The sequence below is a fragment of the Actinomyces procaprae genome (genome assembly GCF_004798665.1).
GTDB classification, from domain to species: Bacteria; Actinomycetota; Actinomycetes; order Actinomycetales; family Actinomycetaceae; genus Actinomyces; species Actinomyces procaprae.
On the sequence record NZ_CP039292.1, the window covers coordinates 103177 to 121236 of the forward strand.

Below are 18060 nucleotides of genomic sequence, written 5' to 3' on the forward strand. Positions count from 1 at the left end.
ATATCAACCGATCTCGATGGTTATATCTACCGATCTCGAGCTACTTGCCGGCTCTACTTGCCGGCGTGGCGCAGGCGCAGGGAGTTGGTGACCACGATGACGCTGGAGGCGGCCATGGCGGCGCCGGCGATCATCGGGTTCAGCATCCCCACCGCGGCCAGCGGGATCGCGGCCACGTTGTAGGCGAAGGCCCAGAACAGGTTCTGCTTGATGATCCGCAGCGTGTCCCGGCTGACGCGGATGGCGGCCACCACCGCGTCCAGGTCGGCGCGCACCAGGGTGATGTCCGCGGCCTCGATGGCCACGTCCGTGCCCGAGCCCATGGCGAAGCCCAGCCCGCGCCTGCCGGCCTGAGCCAGGGCTGCGGCGTCGTTCACGCCGTCGCCGACCATGCCCACCACATGGCCCTCATCCTGCAGGGCGGCGACCACGTCGCGCTTGTCGCCCGGCAGCACCTCGGCGCGGACATCATCTGCGTCAATGCCGACCTCCCGGGCCACGCGCTGGGCGGTGCGGGCGTTGTCACCGGTCAGCAGCACCGGGCGCACCCCGAGTCTGCGCAGGGCGGTGACGGCGGCCGGCGAGGAGGGGCGCACCGTGTCGCGCACCGCCAGCACCGCGCGGGCGGCGCCGTCCACGGCGAGCACGACGGCGGTCGCCCCGGTCTCCTCCGCGGCGGCAACGGCGGCGGTCGCCTGCGTGGGCAGGTCCACCCCCTGCTCCGCCAGCCAGGCGGGGCGACCCACCCGGACCTGGTAGGCGGCGCCGTCCAGCGTCACCGTGCCGGACACGCCCCGCCCCTCATGGTTGGAGAAGTCCTGCACCGTCGGCACCTGCTCCAGGTGCTCCTGGGCGGCCTCGGCGATCGCCCGCGCCACCGGGTGCTCGCTGGCGGCCTCCACGCTCCCCGCCAGGGCGAGGGCACGCAATCGCCTGCTCTCGGGGCCGGGGCGGTGAAGCCCCTCTCGGCTACCATCCGCGATCCTCGTGCCTCGGATCGCTCCCGCCAGCCCCGCCACGCCTTCGAGCGGCTCCCCCGCCCCGGCTGACTCTGCCCCGGCGGTCTCGGCTCCAGGCTCTGGAGGCGTGCTGCAATCCTCCGCTGCGGCTTCCACCCCGCCCTCAACCTCGGCATCCCAGGTGATGATCCCGTCGGCGACGTCAAGGCGCATGCGGCCCTCGGTGACGGTGCCGGTCTTGTCCAGCACGATGGTGTCCAGCGTGCGCGTGGACTCCAGCACCTCCGGGCCCTTGATGACCACGCCGAGCTGGGCGGCCCGCCCGGAGCCGACCAGCAGCGCAGTCGGCGTCGCCAGTCCGAGCGCACAGGGGCAGGCGATCACCAGCACGGAAACGGCCGCCATGAGCGCGTGCTGGGCCGGGTGGCCGAGCAGCAGCCACACGGCCGCCGTGGCCACCGCCAGCACGATCACCGCGGGCACGAACACCCCGGAGATGCGGTCCGCCAGACGCTGCACTGGCGCCTTGCCGGCCTGCGCCTCGGTAACCATCGCGCCGATACGCGCCAGCGTGGTCCCCGCGCCCACCGCCGTCGCCCGCACCAGCAGCGCCCCGGAGGTGTTGACGCAGCCGCCGGTGACGGCGTCTCCGGGACCGGCCTCCACCGGCACAGACTCACCGGTGAGCATGGACGCGTCGACGGCGGAGCGGCCCTCTATGACCACCCCGTCGGTGGCGATCTTCTCCCCCGGCCGCACCGCGAACAGGTCGCCCGCGGCCAGGGCGTCGATCGCGACCGTCTCCTCGGCGCGGGTGGCATCGGGTAGGGGCGCGCCGTCGTCGTCGAGCACGTCGACGGCGTCGGTGGAGCCGGTCGGGGAGGTCAGCCTCACGCGCGTGGCCTGGGTGGCGCCGAGCTCCAGCAGCGCGCGCAGGGCGTCGCCGGAGCGGTAGCGGGCACGGGCCTCCGCGTAGCGGCCGGCCAGCAGGAAGGTGGTCACCCAGGCGGCGGACTCGAAGTACATGTGCACCTGGTGGCCCTGGGCGCGCGGGAGCAGCTCCATGCTCATGTGCGCCCCCAGCTGGCCGGCGCCGCCCAGCAGCAGCGCCCACAGGCTCCAGCCGGTCGCGGCGATCACGCCCAGTGACACCAGCGTGTCCATGGTGAAGGTGCCGTGCCGCAGCGCCCGGAAGGCGGAGCGGTGGAAGGGCCAGGCGCCCCAGGTCGCCACCGGCAGGGCCAGCGCGGCCAGCACCCACTGCCAGCCGGTGAACTGCAGCGCCGGAAGCATCGACAGCGCCATCACCGGGATCGACAGCACCAGGGAGACGATCAGGCGGGTGCGCAGGTAGGCGGCGCGGTCCGCCTGCGACTGGCCGAGCACGGGGGTCGGGTGCTTCGCCGATGCTTCGGCGGGCGCCGACTCCGCCGACTCGGCCGCACCCGACTCGGAGTCGGCGGCGGAGGCGCCATCGGACGGGTGCGCCGCAACGTCCAGCGGCGCGGCCGCGTACGGTGACGGCACGGTGGCGGGATCCGGTTCGGATCCGGCATCGGGCTGGGGCGCGGCGAAGTCGGCATCGTCGTCGGCGCGGAGCTCGATGCGATCGGTGACAGTGGCGGTGTAGCCCGCCCGCGCCACCGCGTTCACCAGCTCCTCATTGCTGACCGGTGCGGTCAGGGTGACGCGAGCCGACTCGGTGGCGAGGTTGACCGACGCCTCGACGCCGTCGAGCTTGCTCAGCTTCTTCTCCACGCGCGCCACACAGGAGGCGCAGGTCATGCCGCCGACCGCGAGGTCGACCGTGACGAGCGGTGGCGCGGGCGATTCGGCCTCGGGGGCGGTGGTGCGGGCGGGGTGAGCGGTATCGGGCATCAGGCGGCGTCGCGCTCGATGGCGTCGAGGGTGTAGGCGCCGGCCTCGTCGATCGCCTCGGCCAGGGCGGCGTCGGGCAGGACTACGTCAGAGACGACCGTGGCCACGGACTGGCCGCCCTTGTTGAGGATGACGGAGACGTTCTTGACGCCATCCAGGGCCTCCAGCTCCTCGGTGACGTGGGCGACGCAGTGCTCGCAGGTCATCCCCGAGATCCTCAGGGTGGTGGTGCGGTCGATACCGTCGGCGGTGAACTCGGACATGATGGGCTCCTTGACTGCGGTGTGTGGTTATGGGCTTGGCGTGCGGCGGCGGATGCGGGCAGGTGGCCACCTCACGGTGGGGTCAGGACCTGACCAGGCGGGCGATCGCGTCGGAGGCCTCGCGGATCTTGGCGCGGCCCTCCTCGTCCGAGGACTGTGCCGCGTGCAGTACGCAGTGGTTCATGTGGTCCTCGAGCAGGCCCAGGCTGACGGCCTGAAGTGCCTTGGTGACTGCGGAAACCTGGGTGAGTACGTCGATGCAGTAGGCGTCCTCCTGGACCATGCGCGAGATGCCGCGCACCTGCCCCTCAATGCGACTCAGTCGCTTGAGGTAGTCCTCCTTGGTTCCCGTATATCCGGCCACCGTGCCTCCTGCCAGTGCATGCCGCTCGTAGCGCCGGGTGATTCTGCCGGCGCCGCGCTTCACCATACCCCTAGGGGGTAGGGGTTGCAATGGCGGTGTGCGCACTGGTCGAGTGTCACGTCGTCCGTTCCGAAGCTCTACGCCCTGGCACACGGGAGTTTGCCGCGCGCCGGAGGGTGGAGCCTCGGAGCCGGGTGTGAAGTGTCGGGGGCGGCTGAATCGGCGGTCGGCGCCCGACGCCCGCGGTCCGGCCATCGGCGGCGACATCCAACGCGGGGATATGGCGGGACCCAAACAGACGGCATGCAGGTGGTGTCACTGAATGCACCACTTTCATCCGCGACGGCGTTGGGCCGACGCGATGATCCGCGTAATCATGCGGTTGTCCGCAGTGGCGCCTCAAGGTCTGTGCTGAAAGTGGTGCATTCTGTGACAGCGATCGGGGTGGGTCCCCGAATCGGGGCCCTCATCAGGGGGAAGGTGCGGGAGTGGTGGTTGTGGGATGCTGGTCACATGAGCGAGCAGCGCGCACCCGCGGAACAGAACGCCGCCGACACGTCCGACACGTCTTGGGCCCCGATCGGCTGGGAGCAGAGCGACATCGGCTTCGACGATGCCCCCTTCGGTACCGTCCTGGGTGACCCGCTCATGGGTTCACCCATCTTCGATGTCTCGGTGCTGGATGCGGCCCCCGCCTCCGACGGTAACGCCGCCGGCTCGGCCGTTGACGCAGACGACGCTCCTTCCAGTGCGCAGGCCGGAGGTGCTCGCCGCGCCACTGCGCAGCTCCACGCACGCGAGCAGTATCGGCAGGCCGTACGACCCGGTCGGCAGCAGCCACTCGCCGGGCCCCAGGTGCAGACTCCTGCCCCCGCGATAGCCGCCGTGGGAGCCCCGACGGTTGGGGAAGTCCGCCCACCGGTGCTGCGGGTCCCTGGAAATCCGTCGTTCAACCCGTACGCGGAGGCGCCGTCCGGGCATCCGCAGCCGAGCCCCTCGATGCCCCAGATCAGTAGGCCGGCGCAGGCGCCCACCGCCAACAGCGGACCGTGGGCATCGCAGCCACACGTGCCGGGGCAGGGCCCGTACGTGCAGGCTCCATCGCGGGGTGTCCCATCTACCTCCCGCCGGGAAGGTCAGACCGATGACGCTGAGGGGATCGGCGGTTTCATATCCGTCGGGATCTGGTGGGTGGTCGCCTTCCTGCTCCTGATCATCTTCTCCAACGTGTGAGGCGCCGCGGGGACGCGTCCTCCTGGGGTGCTGCGGGGGGACACGGTGATCAGGCGTCCAGGTGACGAACCAGGTGGGCGGCCATGCCGGTGTAGGTGGCGGGGGTCAGCTCCAGCAGCCGCGCCTCGACGTCCGCGGGCATGCCCAGGTCCGCGATGAACTCCCGCATGGAGGCGGCCGTGACCTGCTTGCCGCGCGTGAGCTCCTTGAGCCGCTCGTACGGGTCGGCCATGCCGGTGGCCCCGGCCACCGACGCCGCGCGCATGGCCTGCTGCACCGGCTCGCCCAGGACCTCCCAGGTGGCGTCAAGATCCTCCGCCAGGCGGGCGTGGTCGACGTCGAGCCCGGCCAGGCCGCGGCGAATGTTGTCGACCGCCAGCAGCGAGTGCCCGAAGGCGACGCCCACATTGCGCTGCGTGGTGGAGTCCGTCAGGTCGCGCTGCAGGCGGGAGGTGACCAGGGTGGCGGCGAGCGAATCCAGCAGGGCGCAGGAGACCTCGAGGTTCGCCTCCCCGTTCTCGAAGCGGATCGGGTTGACCTTGTGCGGCATGGTGGAGGAACCTGTGGACCCCTGCGCGCTCAGACGCTGGCGGAAGTAGCCCAGTGAGATGTAGGTCCAGGCGTCGGTGGCCAGATTGTGGGCGATCCGGTTGAAGCGGGCGACGTCGGCGTACAGCTCCGCCTGCCAGTCGTGGGACTCGATCTGGGTGGTGAGCGGGTTCCAGGTCAGGCCCAGGGACTCCACGAAGGCGCGGGCTATCTGCTCCCAGTCGGCGCCCGGCACCGCGACCACGTGCGCGCCGAAGGTGCCGGTGGCGCCGTTGATCTTGCCCAGGTACTCGGTGGCCTCTACCCGCTTGACCTGTCGGCGCAGCCGGTGCGCCAGCACCGCCAGCTCCTTGCCGAGCGTGGTGGGGGTGGCCGGCTGGCCGTGGGTGCGGGCGAGCATGGCGGCGTCGGCGTGCTCGCGGGCCATAGTGGCGAGGTCGTCCACGAGCCCGCGGGCCGCGGGCAGCCACACCTGCGCGACGGCGTCGCGGATGGTCAGCGCGTAGGCGAGGTTGTTGATGTCCTCGCTGGTGCAGAAGATGTGGACGATCTCGTGCACCTCGGGCAGCACCGTGGTGCCCAGGGCGTCGGGGGCGGCGTCCAGGCGGCGCTTGAGCAGGTACTCCACGGCCTTGACGTCGTGGCGGGTAACCGCCTCGATCTCTGCCAGCTCGGCGATCTCAGCGGCACCGAAGGTATCGACGACGCCGCGCAGGTAGGTCTTCTCGGCGTCGGACAGCGTGGGGGCGCCGGGCAGTACGCGGTGGTCGGTGAGGTGGATGAGCCACTCGACTTCCACACGCAGGCGCGCCCGGTTCAGGGCGGCCTCGGACAGGTAGTTGACCAGTGGCGCGGTGACGGCGCGGTAGCGGCCGTCGAGGGGACCGAGGGCGATGGCGGGGGAGACGGTGGCGAGGTCGACCATGACGCCGATTCTGCCAGGCGCGGCCGACGGCGCAGGCCGCCATCTCAGAGAACGTCGTCAGGTGCCGCACGACCGGAGCAGGACCTGCTTGCGGAGGCGCCGCGTAGGAGGCGTGCAGTAGGTCGCGATGCGGGCATGCCCGTCCGCCCCGAGCTCGATGTTGGTGCGTGCATTCTGGGACACCCACTCAACGGCCGCAGTGAGCATTTGCGGATTGGCCCGTCGATCCGGAGTCGGTCAGTGGCTCTTGGGCCGCCTTCATCGCCCACGCCCGCGGCTGTGATCGCCAGTGCAGGGAAGTGCCTCTGCGGGTAGTTCCCGAGGGCGTACAGACCAGCCAACGTGGCTGTGCCCTCCTCCGTCAGGATGTTCAGGTTGAGCAGAACCTCTGCGTCGGACTGATCCCTCAGCGCGGTAGAGCCCGCACGCGCGTTGCGCACAAAACCCTTGACCAGGTCCGCATCGAGGTTGTTAATAGACGTGTTCGGGATCGGGATGGTGTCTCCGCGGGGGGCGCTGATGACGTATCAGTAGTTGATGCTCCTCCACCGGGTTCTCGCTCACGCCCAGGAGGAGCGTGCCTCCACCGGGGAGATTGGCGAAAGCGGACAGGGTTGGGCCGAGTGCGTCACGGGAGTACTCGGAAAAGGTCTTTGCCTCAAGGTCCAGGCAGTCGCCGCCCTCGAGTTCGAGTCGGGCGAGAGCCTCCAAGAGGTCCTGCTCATCGACAATCATGTACAAGAGCCCGTGTTGAGTGTGCAAGAGGGGGAGTGTGACTGTACAAGACTGTACAGGAGTGTCTATGAGGCTGTACAAGAGCGTACAGGAGGCGTGCGGGTTGTTCGATGCCCGCTCCTGCGCCGTACGCCGTCGGCCCGGGCGGGTTGTGAACGCAATCGGGCCAGCCGACTAGGGCGTCTCAGCATGGGGCCGTGTCCGAGCAGGTGCGGCGGCTGACGACCGGTGACCTCCAGCGGTGAGATGCACGCATTGATGCGTGAGACCGCTGGCTTACCCGACGCGTCGGCGTCTGTCGCAAGCTGGGATTCCAAGTCGCACCGACGTTCGAGGACCCCCGCTGGCCCGGCGCTGCCCGCTACCCTCGCCCCATGAGCAGCGCGCGGCAGACCGAATGGGAGTCCCGCTACGCCGCCGAGCGTCTGTGGTCCGGACAGCCCAATGACTGGCTGACCCTGGCCGCCGCCTGGGAGCCGGGGCGTAGCCTCGACGTCGGCTGCGGCGAGGGCGCCGACGTGCTCTGGCTGGCCGCGCACGGCTGGCGGGCCACCGGCGTCGACTTCGCCCCCACCGCGGTCGCGCGCATGCTCGCCGAGGCCCGGCGCCGCGGCCTGGCCGAGCGTGTGCACGGCGCCGTCCTCGACCTGAACACCGACCCGCTGCCGGCCGGTCCCTTCGACCTGGTCACCAGCTTCTACGTCCACGGCGGCCCGGACCCCGGCGGCCTCGACCTGCCTCGGCTGCTCACGCGCCTGGCCGCGCTCGTCGCCGACGGCGGACGCCTGCTCACCGCCGTGCACTGCACCAACCCGCCCTGGCACCGCCACCACGCCCTCACCTACCGGCCCGAGCGGCTGGCCGACGCCGTCCTGGCGGCCGCGCCCGGAACCTGGGAGGTGGTTGCGGCCGAGGAGCGCTGGCGGGATGCCGTCTCACCCGGGGGGTTTCCGGGAAGACGGTCCGACGCCGTCGTCTGCCTGCGCCGCGGCGTGGGGCGGGCCTGAGCGGCCCGACGGCGGGGAGGATGGTGGCATGAGCGAGCCTGCACGCGGGCCCTCGCCCGAGCCGGGTCCCGCGGACGTGCCCCAGTGGATCAACGACCTGGTGCCGATCGCCGCCCACGCCCGCGCCCTGCTGCGCGCAGCCACGCCTGCCCTGCTGGCAGCCGTTGCCCTCGTCCTGGTGATCCCGCAGCTGGTGGCGCGCCCGGCACCCTGGATGGCGGCGGTGTGCATGGTGCTCGGCAACGTCGTCGCGCTGCGACACGGCGGACGGAACGCGTCGACGGACGACGCCACCGACGTCGGCGGCAATACCACCGGGTCGCGGGCGGCCGCCGACGCCCGGGCCGAGGTCGGCGCCCGAACACAGTCGACATCCGGGACTTCGGCCGTAATCGCGGCCGGAGAGCTGCGGCCCGGCGGTCGCACCGGCGCCCTGCTGGTGGTGCTCGATCTACTCCTGACCGCCACGGGTGTGGCCGCGCTGGTCGGCCGGGCCCTGGCCGGGACGGACCGGCCGCTGCTGGTGGCCGCTGCGGGAGCCGCCGCGGGCCTGGCCGCTGGCGTCGGCACGGTGGCCGGCCTGGAGCTGAGCGGACGACGCGCCCGCGGCGCGTTCGTGGTGCTCGGCGCGGTTGCCGTGGCCGTCATCGCCGCGGTGGTGTATGTCTTCAACCGCCTGGACCCCGCCTGGTGGTGGGTGCTGGCACTGGCGGTCGTCGCGGACGCGGTCGGCCTGCTCGCCCTGCGCGCGGGCGCCCGGAACGACCGTGCACCCACGCGTCCGGGCGTGCCCTAGGAGCCGCGCGTACCACTGGTGCCTCGACGCCGTCGTCGACTGCATGCCTGGCGGCAAGAACTGACGCACGCGTCCGGGGCGGCGATCCGCCGGCCCCGGTGCCCGCTCCGAGGCGGCTGCCGTTATCCACAGGGGCGGTTCGTGCACCCCTGCGCCAACCGCATTCACAGCCGTCCTGCAGGCTCGGGAGCCGGCCGCCTACCGTCGAGGCATGTCCTCCTTCATTCTCTCAATCGCCGCGGACAAGACAGCCATCGGCAGCGCCTTGGTTCCCGCCACCGTTCCTACCGACTGGACAGGGTCCGCCGCCTCGTCCTGCCAGACCACCCTCGATGAAGTAGTCACCCTCGTCGGCGGGCTCGATGCCCTCATGACCGACGCACAGAACGCCGTAACCGCCCTGGAAGCCGCACAGAGCGAGGAGGGGTAGCAATGACCGCCGCCACATCGAATGCTCCGTCCTCCCAGGACGGATACGCCCTGAAGTACTTGAACCTACGCACCCCTCTGGCCAGCTACGCCGACCCGAGCAGTGTCCCCATCGGCTCCACCCCGTTCGGGCAGCCGCCCGGCGGCGGCTCGACTCTCTTCGGCGCCCCCGCGCCGGGCGGGGACCAGGACGACATGGTGTGCACCCGCGGCGACTGGGCGCCCGGCGTTCAGCCTTCCACGGGCTCGGGCCCCTACACCACGGATGCTGCCCTGCCCTACCCCCTGACCTGGCCCGGCATGCCCGCAGGAACCGGTGTCACCGTCAGCGGCGGAACCTACGGGGTGAACACCAACGATCTCACCCGCTTCGCCGCCACCCTCGACACCGCCGCCGACTGGCTGGAGGACGCCCGCGACCTGGCACTGACCTGCCTGACGGACCTGCGCTGCGGCGGCTTGGGCATCGACATGGTCTCCCAATGGAATATCGGCGCCGACGGCTCATTGCGCATCGGCTTCGACACGACACATGACGCCATGACCTCCGGCGGGGGCCGATGCGTCTCCTGGTTGGCGGACACCTCCGACACCGCCGCCGAGCGCGCCACCGCCATCGCCGCCCTGGAGGCGCTCACCAGCGGGAGCGGCTCCCTCGACGACGCCGCCGACAGCCTGCGCACGCTCGCCACCGCGGTCACCCTCTGCACCACCACCTACACCGACGCCGAGTCGGAGTCCGACGGAGCCTGGCTCCGCATTCTGCAGGTCGCCCGCGTGGGAGCGATGCTGGGGATGGGAGGCGCCGGGGCGATGACGCTGCTCACGGGAATCGTGGCGATGCTGAGCGTGGACGGCGCCGCTCTGCCCGACGGCATGGACGACGTCCTTCAGAACCTCGAAATGCTCCTGGGCGATCAAATACTCGACGACTGGGCCCACACCGACATAATGATCGTCCTGGGGCTGGCCGTATGGGCGATGCAGGCCAACAGCGGACTGGAATCCACAACCATCGAGACCTACCTCGGGCAGGTCGCCGAGGAACTGGACCCCGCCGTCTCCGAGGTGCTCCCCGCTCAGGTGCAGGTCGGCAGCCGCATGGTGGACACCGATTCGCTGACTCCCATGCAGCGGGTCGCCTACTACCTGGCCATCTGTGCCGAGCAGTCGGGGGCGTCCCGGTACGGGGAGCCCACCGGCGTGACCGTGACCCCGCACGGCGGGCAGCCGGTCACGGTTCCAACCGGAGTGCGCGACCCCTTCGGGCTCGGGACTGCCGTTCCCGCCGTCGCCGCAGCGCTTCCGCCCTCGGGCACGGCCGGCCCGCAGCCGGGGACAGCCGCAGAAGTCATCCGCTACTCCAGTGACATGAAGGGCCGTGACGATGACGCCTCCTCCGGCGTGGTCTCCATCCTGCGCACCGACCACGCCGACGGGACCACCTCCTGGCTCGTCGTCGTGCCCGGCACCACCGACTGGGGCAGCGGAAACACCAACCCGCAGGACCTGCTGACCAACCTGCAGGCGGTCTCCGGGCGGCCGACAGACATGGAGACCGCCGTCGTCACCGCCATGCGTGAGGCCGGCATCGCACCCGGGGACAAGGTCGGCCTGTACGGGCATTCCCAAGGGGCGATAACCGCCTCCAACATCGCCGCCGACCCGGCAGTCAACGAGCAGTTCAACATCACCAACCTGCTCACCGCCGGCGGCCCGACCGCGGGCGCGGACCTGCCCGAAAACGTCAACGCCCTCCACCTGGAGAACACCGGCGACGCCGTGCCCGCGCTCGATGCGGCGCCCACTCCGCGCACCCCCACCCGCACCGTGGTCACCATCGATACCCACTCCGCCAACGTGGACGGGTACCCGCATGGGCCACAGGTCTATGCCGATGCCGTCGACGGCATATGCGGGAACCCGCAGATAGACCAGTGGACCGAGGAGCTCGGAGGCATCACCGGGGCCGGGGAGGACGGGGCGGAAACCACCGAGATCATCTTCGACATCACCCGCGACAGCCCCGACACCGTCTGGGAGCAGGCGGGACGTGACTTCGGCAAGCAGGGGTGACAGGGGCGGTGCGGTGGGGGTGGGCACGGGCAAGGCGCGGGCGGGGCCTTAGCGGTGGTCGCCTCAGCGCATGCCCGTGTTCGCCTCAGCGCTCGCTTCAGCGATCGCTCGGCCCCAGAATGCCGACGATGATCGCCGAGGCGACCGAAACGATCAGAGAACCCACGATCGCGGTGCCGAAGGAACCCACATGCAGCCCCAGCGAAACCTCCGTGCCCGCGGTCACCCCCGCCAGCAGATCCGTGATCCGGCTGGTCAGCATGAGCATCGCCCCGTTTACCACCAGGGCGAACAGCCCGAAGGTCATCACATACAGCGGGAAGGCCAGCACATGTGCCACGGGCTTGACCAACGAGTTGACCAGGGCCAGCACCAGGCCGACCACAAGCAGGTTGGCCACGGTCAGCGCCAGGCTCGGCGCACCCGGCACGGCCATGCCGTCCAGCAGCGCCACCGCCAGCCACAGGCCGGCCGCGTTTCCGAGCGTGCGAACAATCAGGTCCATGCCCCCATCCTCCCAGACCCGGGCGACAGCGGAAACGGGATGCGGATCACTAAGGCCCGCGACGCGTGCCAGGATGAGGGCATGACCGACGTGCACATCCGCCCCGCCGTCCAGACCCTGCCCGCCTATGTGCCCGGAGCCCGCTCCACCGGGGAGGACATCGCCAAGCTCTCCAGCAACGAGCTGCCCTACCCCCCGCAGGAGAGCGTGCTCGCCGCCCTGACCGGCGCCGCGGCCGACGTCAACCGCTACCCGGAGATGACCGGTGACGCGCTCGTGGAGGCAATCGCACGCAGGCACGGGGTCGCGCCGGAGCAGGTGGTGGTGGGCAACGGGTCGGTCGCCCTGATCCAGCACGTACTGGACACCGTCTGCGACGAGGGCGACGACGTGGTCCTGCCATGGCGCTCCTTCGAGGCCTACCCGATCTGCATCGCCGTGGCCGGCGCGCGTGCCGTCAAGGTGCCGCTGACCGCCGCCGGCCGCCACGACGTGCCCGCCATGATCGCCGCCATCACCCCCCGCACGCGCGCCCTGCTTGCCTGCACCCCCAACAACCCCACCGGACCGGCCCTCACCGCCGATGAGCTCGCCGCGCTGGTGGAGGGCGTCCCGGAGCGGGTGCTGGTGATCGTGGACGAGGCCTACCTCGACTTCGTCGCCGACCCCGCGGTCGGGGACGCGCTCAGGCTGCTGGAGAAGTACCCGAACCTGCTGGTCAGCCGCACCTTCTCCAAGGCCCACGCCCTGGCCGGCATGCGCGTGGGCTACCTGGTGGGCGAGCCCGGCATCATCTCCGCCATCCGCTCCGTGGCGACACCCTTCGGCGTCAACCTGCCGGCACAGGCAGCAGCCGTCGCCGCCCTCTCGCCCGAGGCGCTGGCCGAGACCGCCCGACGCGCCGCCGTCGTCGCCGCCGAGCGGGACCGGGTGCTGGCCGCGCTGCGGGAGCAGGGCTGGCAGGTGCCCGATGCGCAAGGGAACTTCTTCTGGCTGGCAGTCGGGGAGGAGACGAGCGCGCTGGCCGAGCACCTGCGGGCGGCCGGAATCCTGGCGCGACCCTTCTCCGGCGAGGGCGTGCGCGTATCCATCGGCACACCGGCCGAGAACGACCGCGTGCTCACGGCCGCGTCCGCCTGGCTCGCGCGCTGAGCCCCACGTCCCCGGCAACGGACGCCGACGGTCGGCGCAAGGCGAAGCGATCAGTCGGTGCGCCGTCGTCTGCCCGCCGACGGCTCAGCGGCTCTCCGGCGCGCACGCGCCCCGGACGCTTCTCAGGCGGCGGCGATGGTCAGCACGAACAACAGGCAGAAAACGATCTCGGTGATGCCCATGACCCGGGGGCGCAGCGGGGCCCTGCGGACGCGCACCAGATGCCACTGCCACAGTGGGATGGCCAGGGAGCGCACCGCCAGCACCACCCACAGGGCGGCGTGCACGACGGGCAGCCAGCCGCCGCGGGCGAGGTACACGGTGACCGCGGCGACCAGCACGTGCCAGGCGACCGTGCCCGCCAGCAGCGGTCGGTTGAAGCGCTCGCGGATCATCGACTTGATGTAGGGAACCGTGCCGCAGAAGTAGGCGGCGGTCAGCGCCGTCACCAGCCACATCCACGCCCAGCCGGTGAGTTCTCCATTGGGCGAGGCGCCGGGCAGGCTCGTGGCCTCGGCCCCCAGGCCCAGGAAGCCGCCGCGACCGCCGACGCCTAGTGAGTAGGTGACTGCCGCTATGAGCGACGTGGCGGTTGTAGTCGCCAGTCCCGACACAAGTGAGCGTTCCTGGCCGCGCCAGGACTCCCACAGGGCGATTGCGAACAGCGGGGCCAGCGGCACCGCCCACTGCAGCAGGTAAGGGGCGACTGCCAGCGTCAACACGCCGAGCAGTGCTGTCCACGTGGTGTAGACCGCCAGCGGCGGCAGTGCCAGCGCCCGGCGGCGTGGGGAGCGTGCGCGCGCCCACTGCGACCAGGCCCAGTAGGTCAGGTATGCACAGATCCATGCGGGGATGAACAGCAGGTTCACCCAGCTGAACCCGCCCACGATCCAGCCCATGATCGGCGGCAGTGCCAGCATGTAGTGCGCGCCGTGCTGGTTGGGCAGCCAGGCCCGGCGCCCACGCTGACCGCCCGGACGTGCCGGGGACGAACCAGGCCGCGGAGAGGCCGACCTGGCGCCGGCCCCCGCAGAGGACGGGCGCACGGGCTCCCCGGTCGCCAGGAGGAGATCATCCTCGGGTCCGGGGCGTGACTGCTGGTGCGGGATGGAGCGGCGCGGGCCGCGGGCGGTGGAACCCGCCGAGGTCGAGCCGGCTGCGGCGGGGTCAGTGTTCGCGTCTGACAGCCCGGAGACGTACTCGATGTGGCGGTCGGATGGGTCCGAGGGGCGCTGCTGTGTCACGCAGGTCAGCCTAATTGGGGCGGATCTGTCATGGAATGCACCACTTTCGGATGTCCCCCGGCTTCGTCGCTGCACCGATCCGCATGATGATGCGCCTGGTCTTCCGACTCGCGGCTAGGGCGGCCAGAATGTGGTGCATCCAGTGACACCGATGACGGTTTTAGCCGGTGGATGTGTCTGCCACGGTGGGCTGCCGGTCCGGAGTGGACCGAGGGTCAACGGGTTTTCCACAGGCTGTGACTGCTTATTGAGTATTGTTTGTGCTGTTTGACAGTATTTGGTTGTGGATCGTGTTGACAGAGAAGGTCGTCTCCTGGTTGACCTCGGCCGCTGCGGCGGCGCGGCGAGGCGTGCGAGTCTGTGCCGTGACCGCTCCGACTGGCGTGCCCTCTCAGCATTAGTGGAGGGAGGCAAGGTCAGTTCCTATCCCCAGGGGGTCGTCGCCCTCCCGCAGGCCGACCGGGCGAAGGTTGTGGCCAGGCGCGTCGGCGGGCTGCTGACTTGCGGGCACGCTCTTGCCCGCTACGGGATTCCCCTCCGCGAGGAGCCGGCTGCGGTTCACGTCGCGGTTCGGCGCGGGCGCAGTCATATCCCGTCCGGAGTGGGGCGGGTCGTCATCCACCGGGTCGAGGGGCTGGCGCCGCGTGGCCCTCTGGAGCCGCCGATCGCCGATCCCGAATCCGTTGTGCTGACGGTTATGCGGTGTGCAGACGAGCTCGATGCGTTGATAGCGCTGGACGCTGCGCTGAGGGTTGGCCTGGTTCACGAGACCATGCTGTTAGCGAGGTTGGCAGGTCCGCGCAATGGTCGCCTGCGGTCGCTGCTGCGGCGGGCTGATCCTCGGGCTGGTTCCCTCCTGGAGACGATTGCTCGGTACGACCTGCAGGAGGCCGGGCAGGAGCCGGAAGTCGCTGCCGATCTCGGCTTCGAGGTGGACCTGCTGATGGGGCGCCTGGTCATCGAGACGGACGGATACGCCTACCACGGCGACCGGGACTCTTGGGAGAATGACCATAGGCGTGACCAGTCGCTGCTGCGGCGCGGTTATGTGCCGCTCAGGCTTACCAGCGCCCAGGTGCTCTCGCGTCAGACGGTGGGGCTGGTTGAGCCGGTGGCCCGCCGCCTGGGCTGTTGGCGTGAGAGCTGAGCGCAGGCCGGGTCTGTGGGGAATGAAGCCGTATGGGACTCATGTCGCCCGGATGCCTTGGGTGATCCGGTGGAAGAATGCGCGTGCATGAGCGATGTGGAGGTGCCGGCCGTGCCTCTGTCAGAGCCGAAGGTAAGAGCTGATCGCGCCCTGCGCCGGCTGCTTGGCGCGGATTGGGGTGTGGTGTGCCCGCTGTTGGTGCGGCCCGGGTGGGTGCGGCCGAGTTGAAAGGCGTCAGCCCGCTTGCGGCATCAGCCGTCCTTGGCGCTACTGCCGGACATTGTTGTCTCGCTGGGCTGGCAGGTCGCCTGCGGGCGGGGGTCAGGATGGTGAGCGTGGTGGAGTCGGTGAGAGCCTTTGGCAGGTCGCCTGCGGGCGGGGCTGAGTGACCTGCGAGGCTGGCTACTGCAAAAGTGAGGGCGGACTGCACTCCAGCTTGCTTGCTGCACATGCGGGGTCCGGCGACGGGGGCTGACCCCCGTCGCCGGACCCCGGCTGTGTTGTGGCGCGGTGCTGTGCCTACCGTGCGGCGGCCTGGTCTCAGGCGCCGAGTGCGGCGGAGACGACCTGCTTGGCCTCCTCCTGGACCTGGGCCAGGTGCTCGGCACCCTTGAAGGACTCGGCGTAGATCTTGTACACGTCCTCCGTGCCCGAGGGGCGCGCGGCGAACCAGGCGTTCTCGGTGGTGACCTTGAGCCCGCCGATGGGGGCGTCGTTGCCGGGGGCGCGCACCAGGCGGTCGGTGATCGGCTCCCCGGCCAGCTCGGTGGCGGTGACGTCCTCTGGCGAGAGGGCGGCCAGCTTGGCCTTCTCCTCCTTGGTGGCAGCGGCGTCGATGCGGGCATAGGCGGAGGCGCCGAAGCGCTCCACCTGCTCCTCGTGCAGCTGGGAGGGGGTCTTGCCGGTGACGGCGATGATCTCGCTGGCCAGCAGGGCCAGGATGATGCCGTCCTTGTCCGTGCTCCACACGGTGCCGTCCTTGCGCAGGAAGGAGGCGCCGGCGCTCTCCTCGCCGCCGAAGCCGACGGAACCGTCCAGCAGGCCGGGCACGAAGTGCTTGAAGCCGACCGGCACCTCCACCAGCTTGCGGCCCATGGCGGCCACCACCCGGTCGATCAGGCTGGAGGACACCAGCGTCTTACCGACCGCGGCGTCCGCGGGCCAGCCGGGCCGGTGGGTGAACAGGTACTCGATTGCGACCGCCAGGTAGTGGTTGGGGTTCATCAGCCCGTCGGGGGTGACGATGCCGTGGCGGTCGGAGTCGGCGTCGTTACCGGTGGCGACGTCGTAGGGGGTGTTGCCCTCGGCGTCGGGGGTCATGGCATTCCTCAGCGACGCCATGGCGTTGGGGGAGGAGCAGTCCATGCGGATCTTGCCGTCCCAGTCCAGGGTCATGAAGGACCAGGCCGGGTCGACCTTCGGGTTGACCACGGTCAGGTCCAGGCCGTAGCGCTCCCCGATGGCGCCCCAGTAGTCCACGGAGGCGCCGCCGAGCGGGTCGGCGCCGATGCGCACGCCGGCGTCCCGGATGGCGTCCATGTCGATGACGTTCTCGAGGTCTGACACATAGGTCTCGAGGTAGTCGTGCTTGATGACGTAGTTGCCGTCCAGGGCCTCGGCGATCGGCACGCGCGGCACGTCCCGCCAGCCGTCGGCCAGCAGCTCGTTGGCGCGGGCGGCGATCCAGCTGGTGGCGTCGGAGTCGGCGGGGCCGCCGTGCGGGGGGTTGTACTTGAAGCCGCCGTCGCGGGGCGGGTTGTGCGAGGGGGTTACCACGATGCCGTCGGCCAGGCCGGGTCCGGTGGTGCGCACGCCGGACTCGGTGCCGGCGCCGTTGGCCAGCAGGATCGAGTGGGAGACGGCGGGCGTGGGCGTGTAGGAGCCGCGGGCGTCGACGGCGGTGGTGACGCCCGCGCCCGCCAGCACCTCAATGGCGGTGCGCCAGGCGGGCTCTGATAGGGCGTGGGTGTCACGGCCGATGTAGAGCACGCCGTCGGTGCCCTGGGAGCGGCGGTACTCGACAATCGCCGCCGTGGTGGCAACGATGTGGGCCTCGTTGAAGGCGGTGTCCAGAGACGAGCCGCGGTGTCCGGAGGTGCCGAAGACGACCTTCTGCGCCGGGATCGCGGGGTCAGGGACGAGTTCGTAGTAGGCGTTGACGACCTCATCGACGTCAATGAGGTCCTCTGGTTGGGCGGGAAGTCCTGCGCGTTCGTGCATGGGTGCAGTGTGTCACGGACCACGGAGCGTGTCCTGGGAATCCCGGAGATCGGACGTATTGGTTTTGGCGATGCGACGCAGCGTCCCCAGATGACGCCGGGTGACGCGCGGCGGCGGCCGCGTGCTTAGGATGCCGCCATGTCGACCGCTGCACAGACCGCCATCGCCACCACCAGCGCCCCGGCCGCCGTCGGCCCGTACTCCCAGGCCGTGTCCACCGGCGTGGGCAGCGGCGCCACCGTCTACATCTCCGGGCAGGTGCCGCTCGACCCGGCCACCGGAAAGCTGGTCGACGGCGATATCGCGGCCCAGGCCGAGCGGGTGCTGGCCAATATCGGTGCGATCCTTAAGGCCGCCGGCCTGGGGTACGAGCACGTCGTCAAGACCACGGTGCTGTTGGCCGACATCGCCGACTTCGCCGCCGTCAATGAGATCTATGCGCGCTTCTTCACCGGCGCGGTGCTGCCCGCCCGGGCGGCCTTCCAGGTGGCGGCGCTGCCGCTCGGCGCGGGCGTGGAGATCGAGGCCGTCGCGGTGCGCCCATGAGAGGTGTCGCCGACGCCGCCGCGGCGCCTGCT

Annotated in this window: 17 protein-coding genes; 8 read left to right on the plus strand and 9 right to left on the minus strand. The window is 70.7% G+C overall.

Annotated features, from left to right (window positions below):
- Positions 1–53: 53 nt before the first annotated feature.
- The 3 genes from E4J16_RS00420 to E4J16_RS00430 all read right to left on the minus strand — a co-directional run bounded on the left by E4J16_RS00420 (position 54) and on the right by E4J16_RS00430 (position 3464).
- Positions 54–2837 (minus strand): HAD-IC family P-type ATPase, encoded by a 2784-nt coding sequence (locus E4J16_RS00420; RefSeq protein WP_136312930.1) that lies wholly within the window; start codon positions 2835–2837, stop codon positions 54–56.
- A complete protein-coding gene (locus E4J16_RS00425) occupies positions 2837–3100 on the minus strand; it encodes a heavy-metal-associated domain-containing protein (protein WP_136194281.1) in 264 nt (87 codons plus the stop codon). The genes E4J16_RS00420 and E4J16_RS00425 overlap by 1 nt, the downstream gene beginning before the upstream one ends.
- Positions 3101–3182: 82 nt before the next feature.
- A complete protein-coding gene (locus E4J16_RS00430) occupies positions 3183–3464 on the minus strand; it encodes a metal-sensitive transcriptional regulator (RefSeq protein ID WP_136194314.1) in 282 nt (93 codons plus the stop codon).
- A gap of 513 nt (positions 3465–3977) precedes the next feature.
- Here E4J16_RS00430 and E4J16_RS00435 point away from each other — a divergent pair.
- The gene (locus E4J16_RS00435) at positions 3978–4697 is read left to right on the plus strand and encodes a hypothetical protein (protein ID WP_136312931.1); all 720 of its coding nucleotides are present in this window, start codon (positions 3978–3980) and stop codon (positions 4695–4697) included.
- A 49-nt stretch (positions 4698–4746) separates the two neighbouring features.
- Here the strand turns inward: E4J16_RS00435 and purB are convergent, their stop codons facing one another.
- From purB to E4J16_RS15270, 3 genes are all read right to left on the minus strand, one after another.
- Entirely contained in the window at positions 4747–6171 is a 1425-nt protein-coding gene (gene purB, locus E4J16_RS00440) for an adenylosuccinate lyase (RefSeq protein ID WP_136194283.1), read from the minus strand.
- A 57-nt stretch (positions 6172–6228) separates the two neighbouring features.
- Positions 6229–6378 (minus strand): hypothetical protein, encoded by a 150-nt coding sequence (locus E4J16_RS15265; RefSeq protein WP_204519886.1) that lies wholly within the window; start codon positions 6376–6378, stop codon positions 6229–6231.
- 264 nt (positions 6379–6642) lie between these two features.
- Positions 6643–6933 (minus strand): hypothetical protein, encoded by a 291-nt coding sequence (locus E4J16_RS15270; RefSeq protein ID WP_204519888.1) that lies wholly within the window; start codon positions 6931–6933, stop codon positions 6643–6645.
- 347 nt (positions 6934–7280) lie between these two features.
- On the opposite strand from E4J16_RS15270, the gene E4J16_RS00450 reads away from it, so the two are divergent.
- From E4J16_RS00450 to E4J16_RS00465, 4 genes are all read left to right on the plus strand, one after another.
- Positions 7281–7913 carry a class I SAM-dependent methyltransferase gene (locus tag E4J16_RS00450; protein ID WP_136312932.1) on the plus strand — a complete coding sequence of 211 codons (633 nt, stop codon included), beginning with the start codon at positions 7281–7283 and terminating at the stop codon, positions 7911–7913.
- Positions 7914–7941: 28 nt separating this feature from the next.
- Positions 7942–8709: a hypothetical protein gene (locus tag E4J16_RS00455; protein WP_136312933.1), complete on the plus strand. Its 768-nt coding sequence runs from the start codon at positions 7942–7944 to the stop codon at positions 8707–8709.
- Between the two features lie 211 nt (positions 8710–8920).
- Entirely contained in the window at positions 8921–9139 is a 219-nt protein-coding gene (locus E4J16_RS00460; protein ID WP_240038193.1) for a hypothetical protein, read from the plus strand.
- A 2-nt stretch (positions 9140–9141) separates the two neighbouring features.
- Positions 9142–11214 (plus strand): hypothetical protein, encoded by a 2073-nt coding sequence (locus E4J16_RS00465; RefSeq protein WP_136312934.1) that lies wholly within the window; start codon positions 9142–9144, stop codon positions 11212–11214.
- A gap of 97 nt (positions 11215–11311) precedes the next feature.
- Here the strand turns inward: E4J16_RS00465 and E4J16_RS00470 are convergent, their stop codons facing one another.
- A complete protein-coding gene (locus tag E4J16_RS00470) occupies positions 11312–11719 on the minus strand; it encodes a phage holin family protein (RefSeq protein WP_136194287.1) in 408 nt (135 codons plus the stop codon).
- Between the two features lie 81 nt (positions 11720–11800).
- On the opposite strand from E4J16_RS00470, the gene hisC reads away from it, so the two are divergent.
- Positions 11801–12871, plus strand: coding sequence for a histidinol-phosphate transaminase (hisC, locus tag E4J16_RS00475; RefSeq protein WP_204519890.1), 1071 nt, complete (start codon positions 11801–11803; stop codon positions 12869–12871).
- A 122-nt stretch (positions 12872–12993) separates the two neighbouring features.
- On the opposite strand, the gene E4J16_RS00480 is transcribed toward hisC, so the two are convergent.
- The gene (locus E4J16_RS00480) at positions 12994–14115 is read right to left on the minus strand and encodes a YwiC-like family protein (protein ID WP_136312936.1); all 1122 of its coding nucleotides are present in this window, start codon (positions 14113–14115) and stop codon (positions 12994–12996) included.
- Between the two features lie 283 nt (positions 14116–14398).
- On the opposite strand from E4J16_RS00480, the gene E4J16_RS00485 reads away from it, so the two are divergent.
- On the plus strand, positions 14399–15262 hold the full coding sequence (locus E4J16_RS00485; RefSeq protein ID WP_136312937.1) for a hypothetical protein: 864 nt from the start codon (positions 14399–14401) through the stop codon (positions 15260–15262).
- A 540-nt stretch (positions 15263–15802) separates the two neighbouring features.
- Here the strand turns inward: E4J16_RS00485 and pgm are convergent.
- Positions 15803–17482: a phosphoglucomutase (alpha-D-glucose-1,6-bisphosphate-dependent) gene (gene pgm, locus E4J16_RS00490; RefSeq protein WP_136194291.1), complete on the minus strand. Its 1680-nt coding sequence runs from the start codon at positions 17480–17482 to the stop codon at positions 15803–15805.
- A 138-nt stretch (positions 17483–17620) separates the two neighbouring features.
- Between pgm and E4J16_RS00495 the strand changes: the two genes are divergently transcribed.
- A complete protein-coding gene (locus E4J16_RS00495; protein WP_136312938.1) occupies positions 17621–18028 on the plus strand; it encodes a Rid family detoxifying hydrolase in 408 nt (135 codons plus the stop codon).
- Positions 18029–18060: the final 32 nt, after the last annotated feature.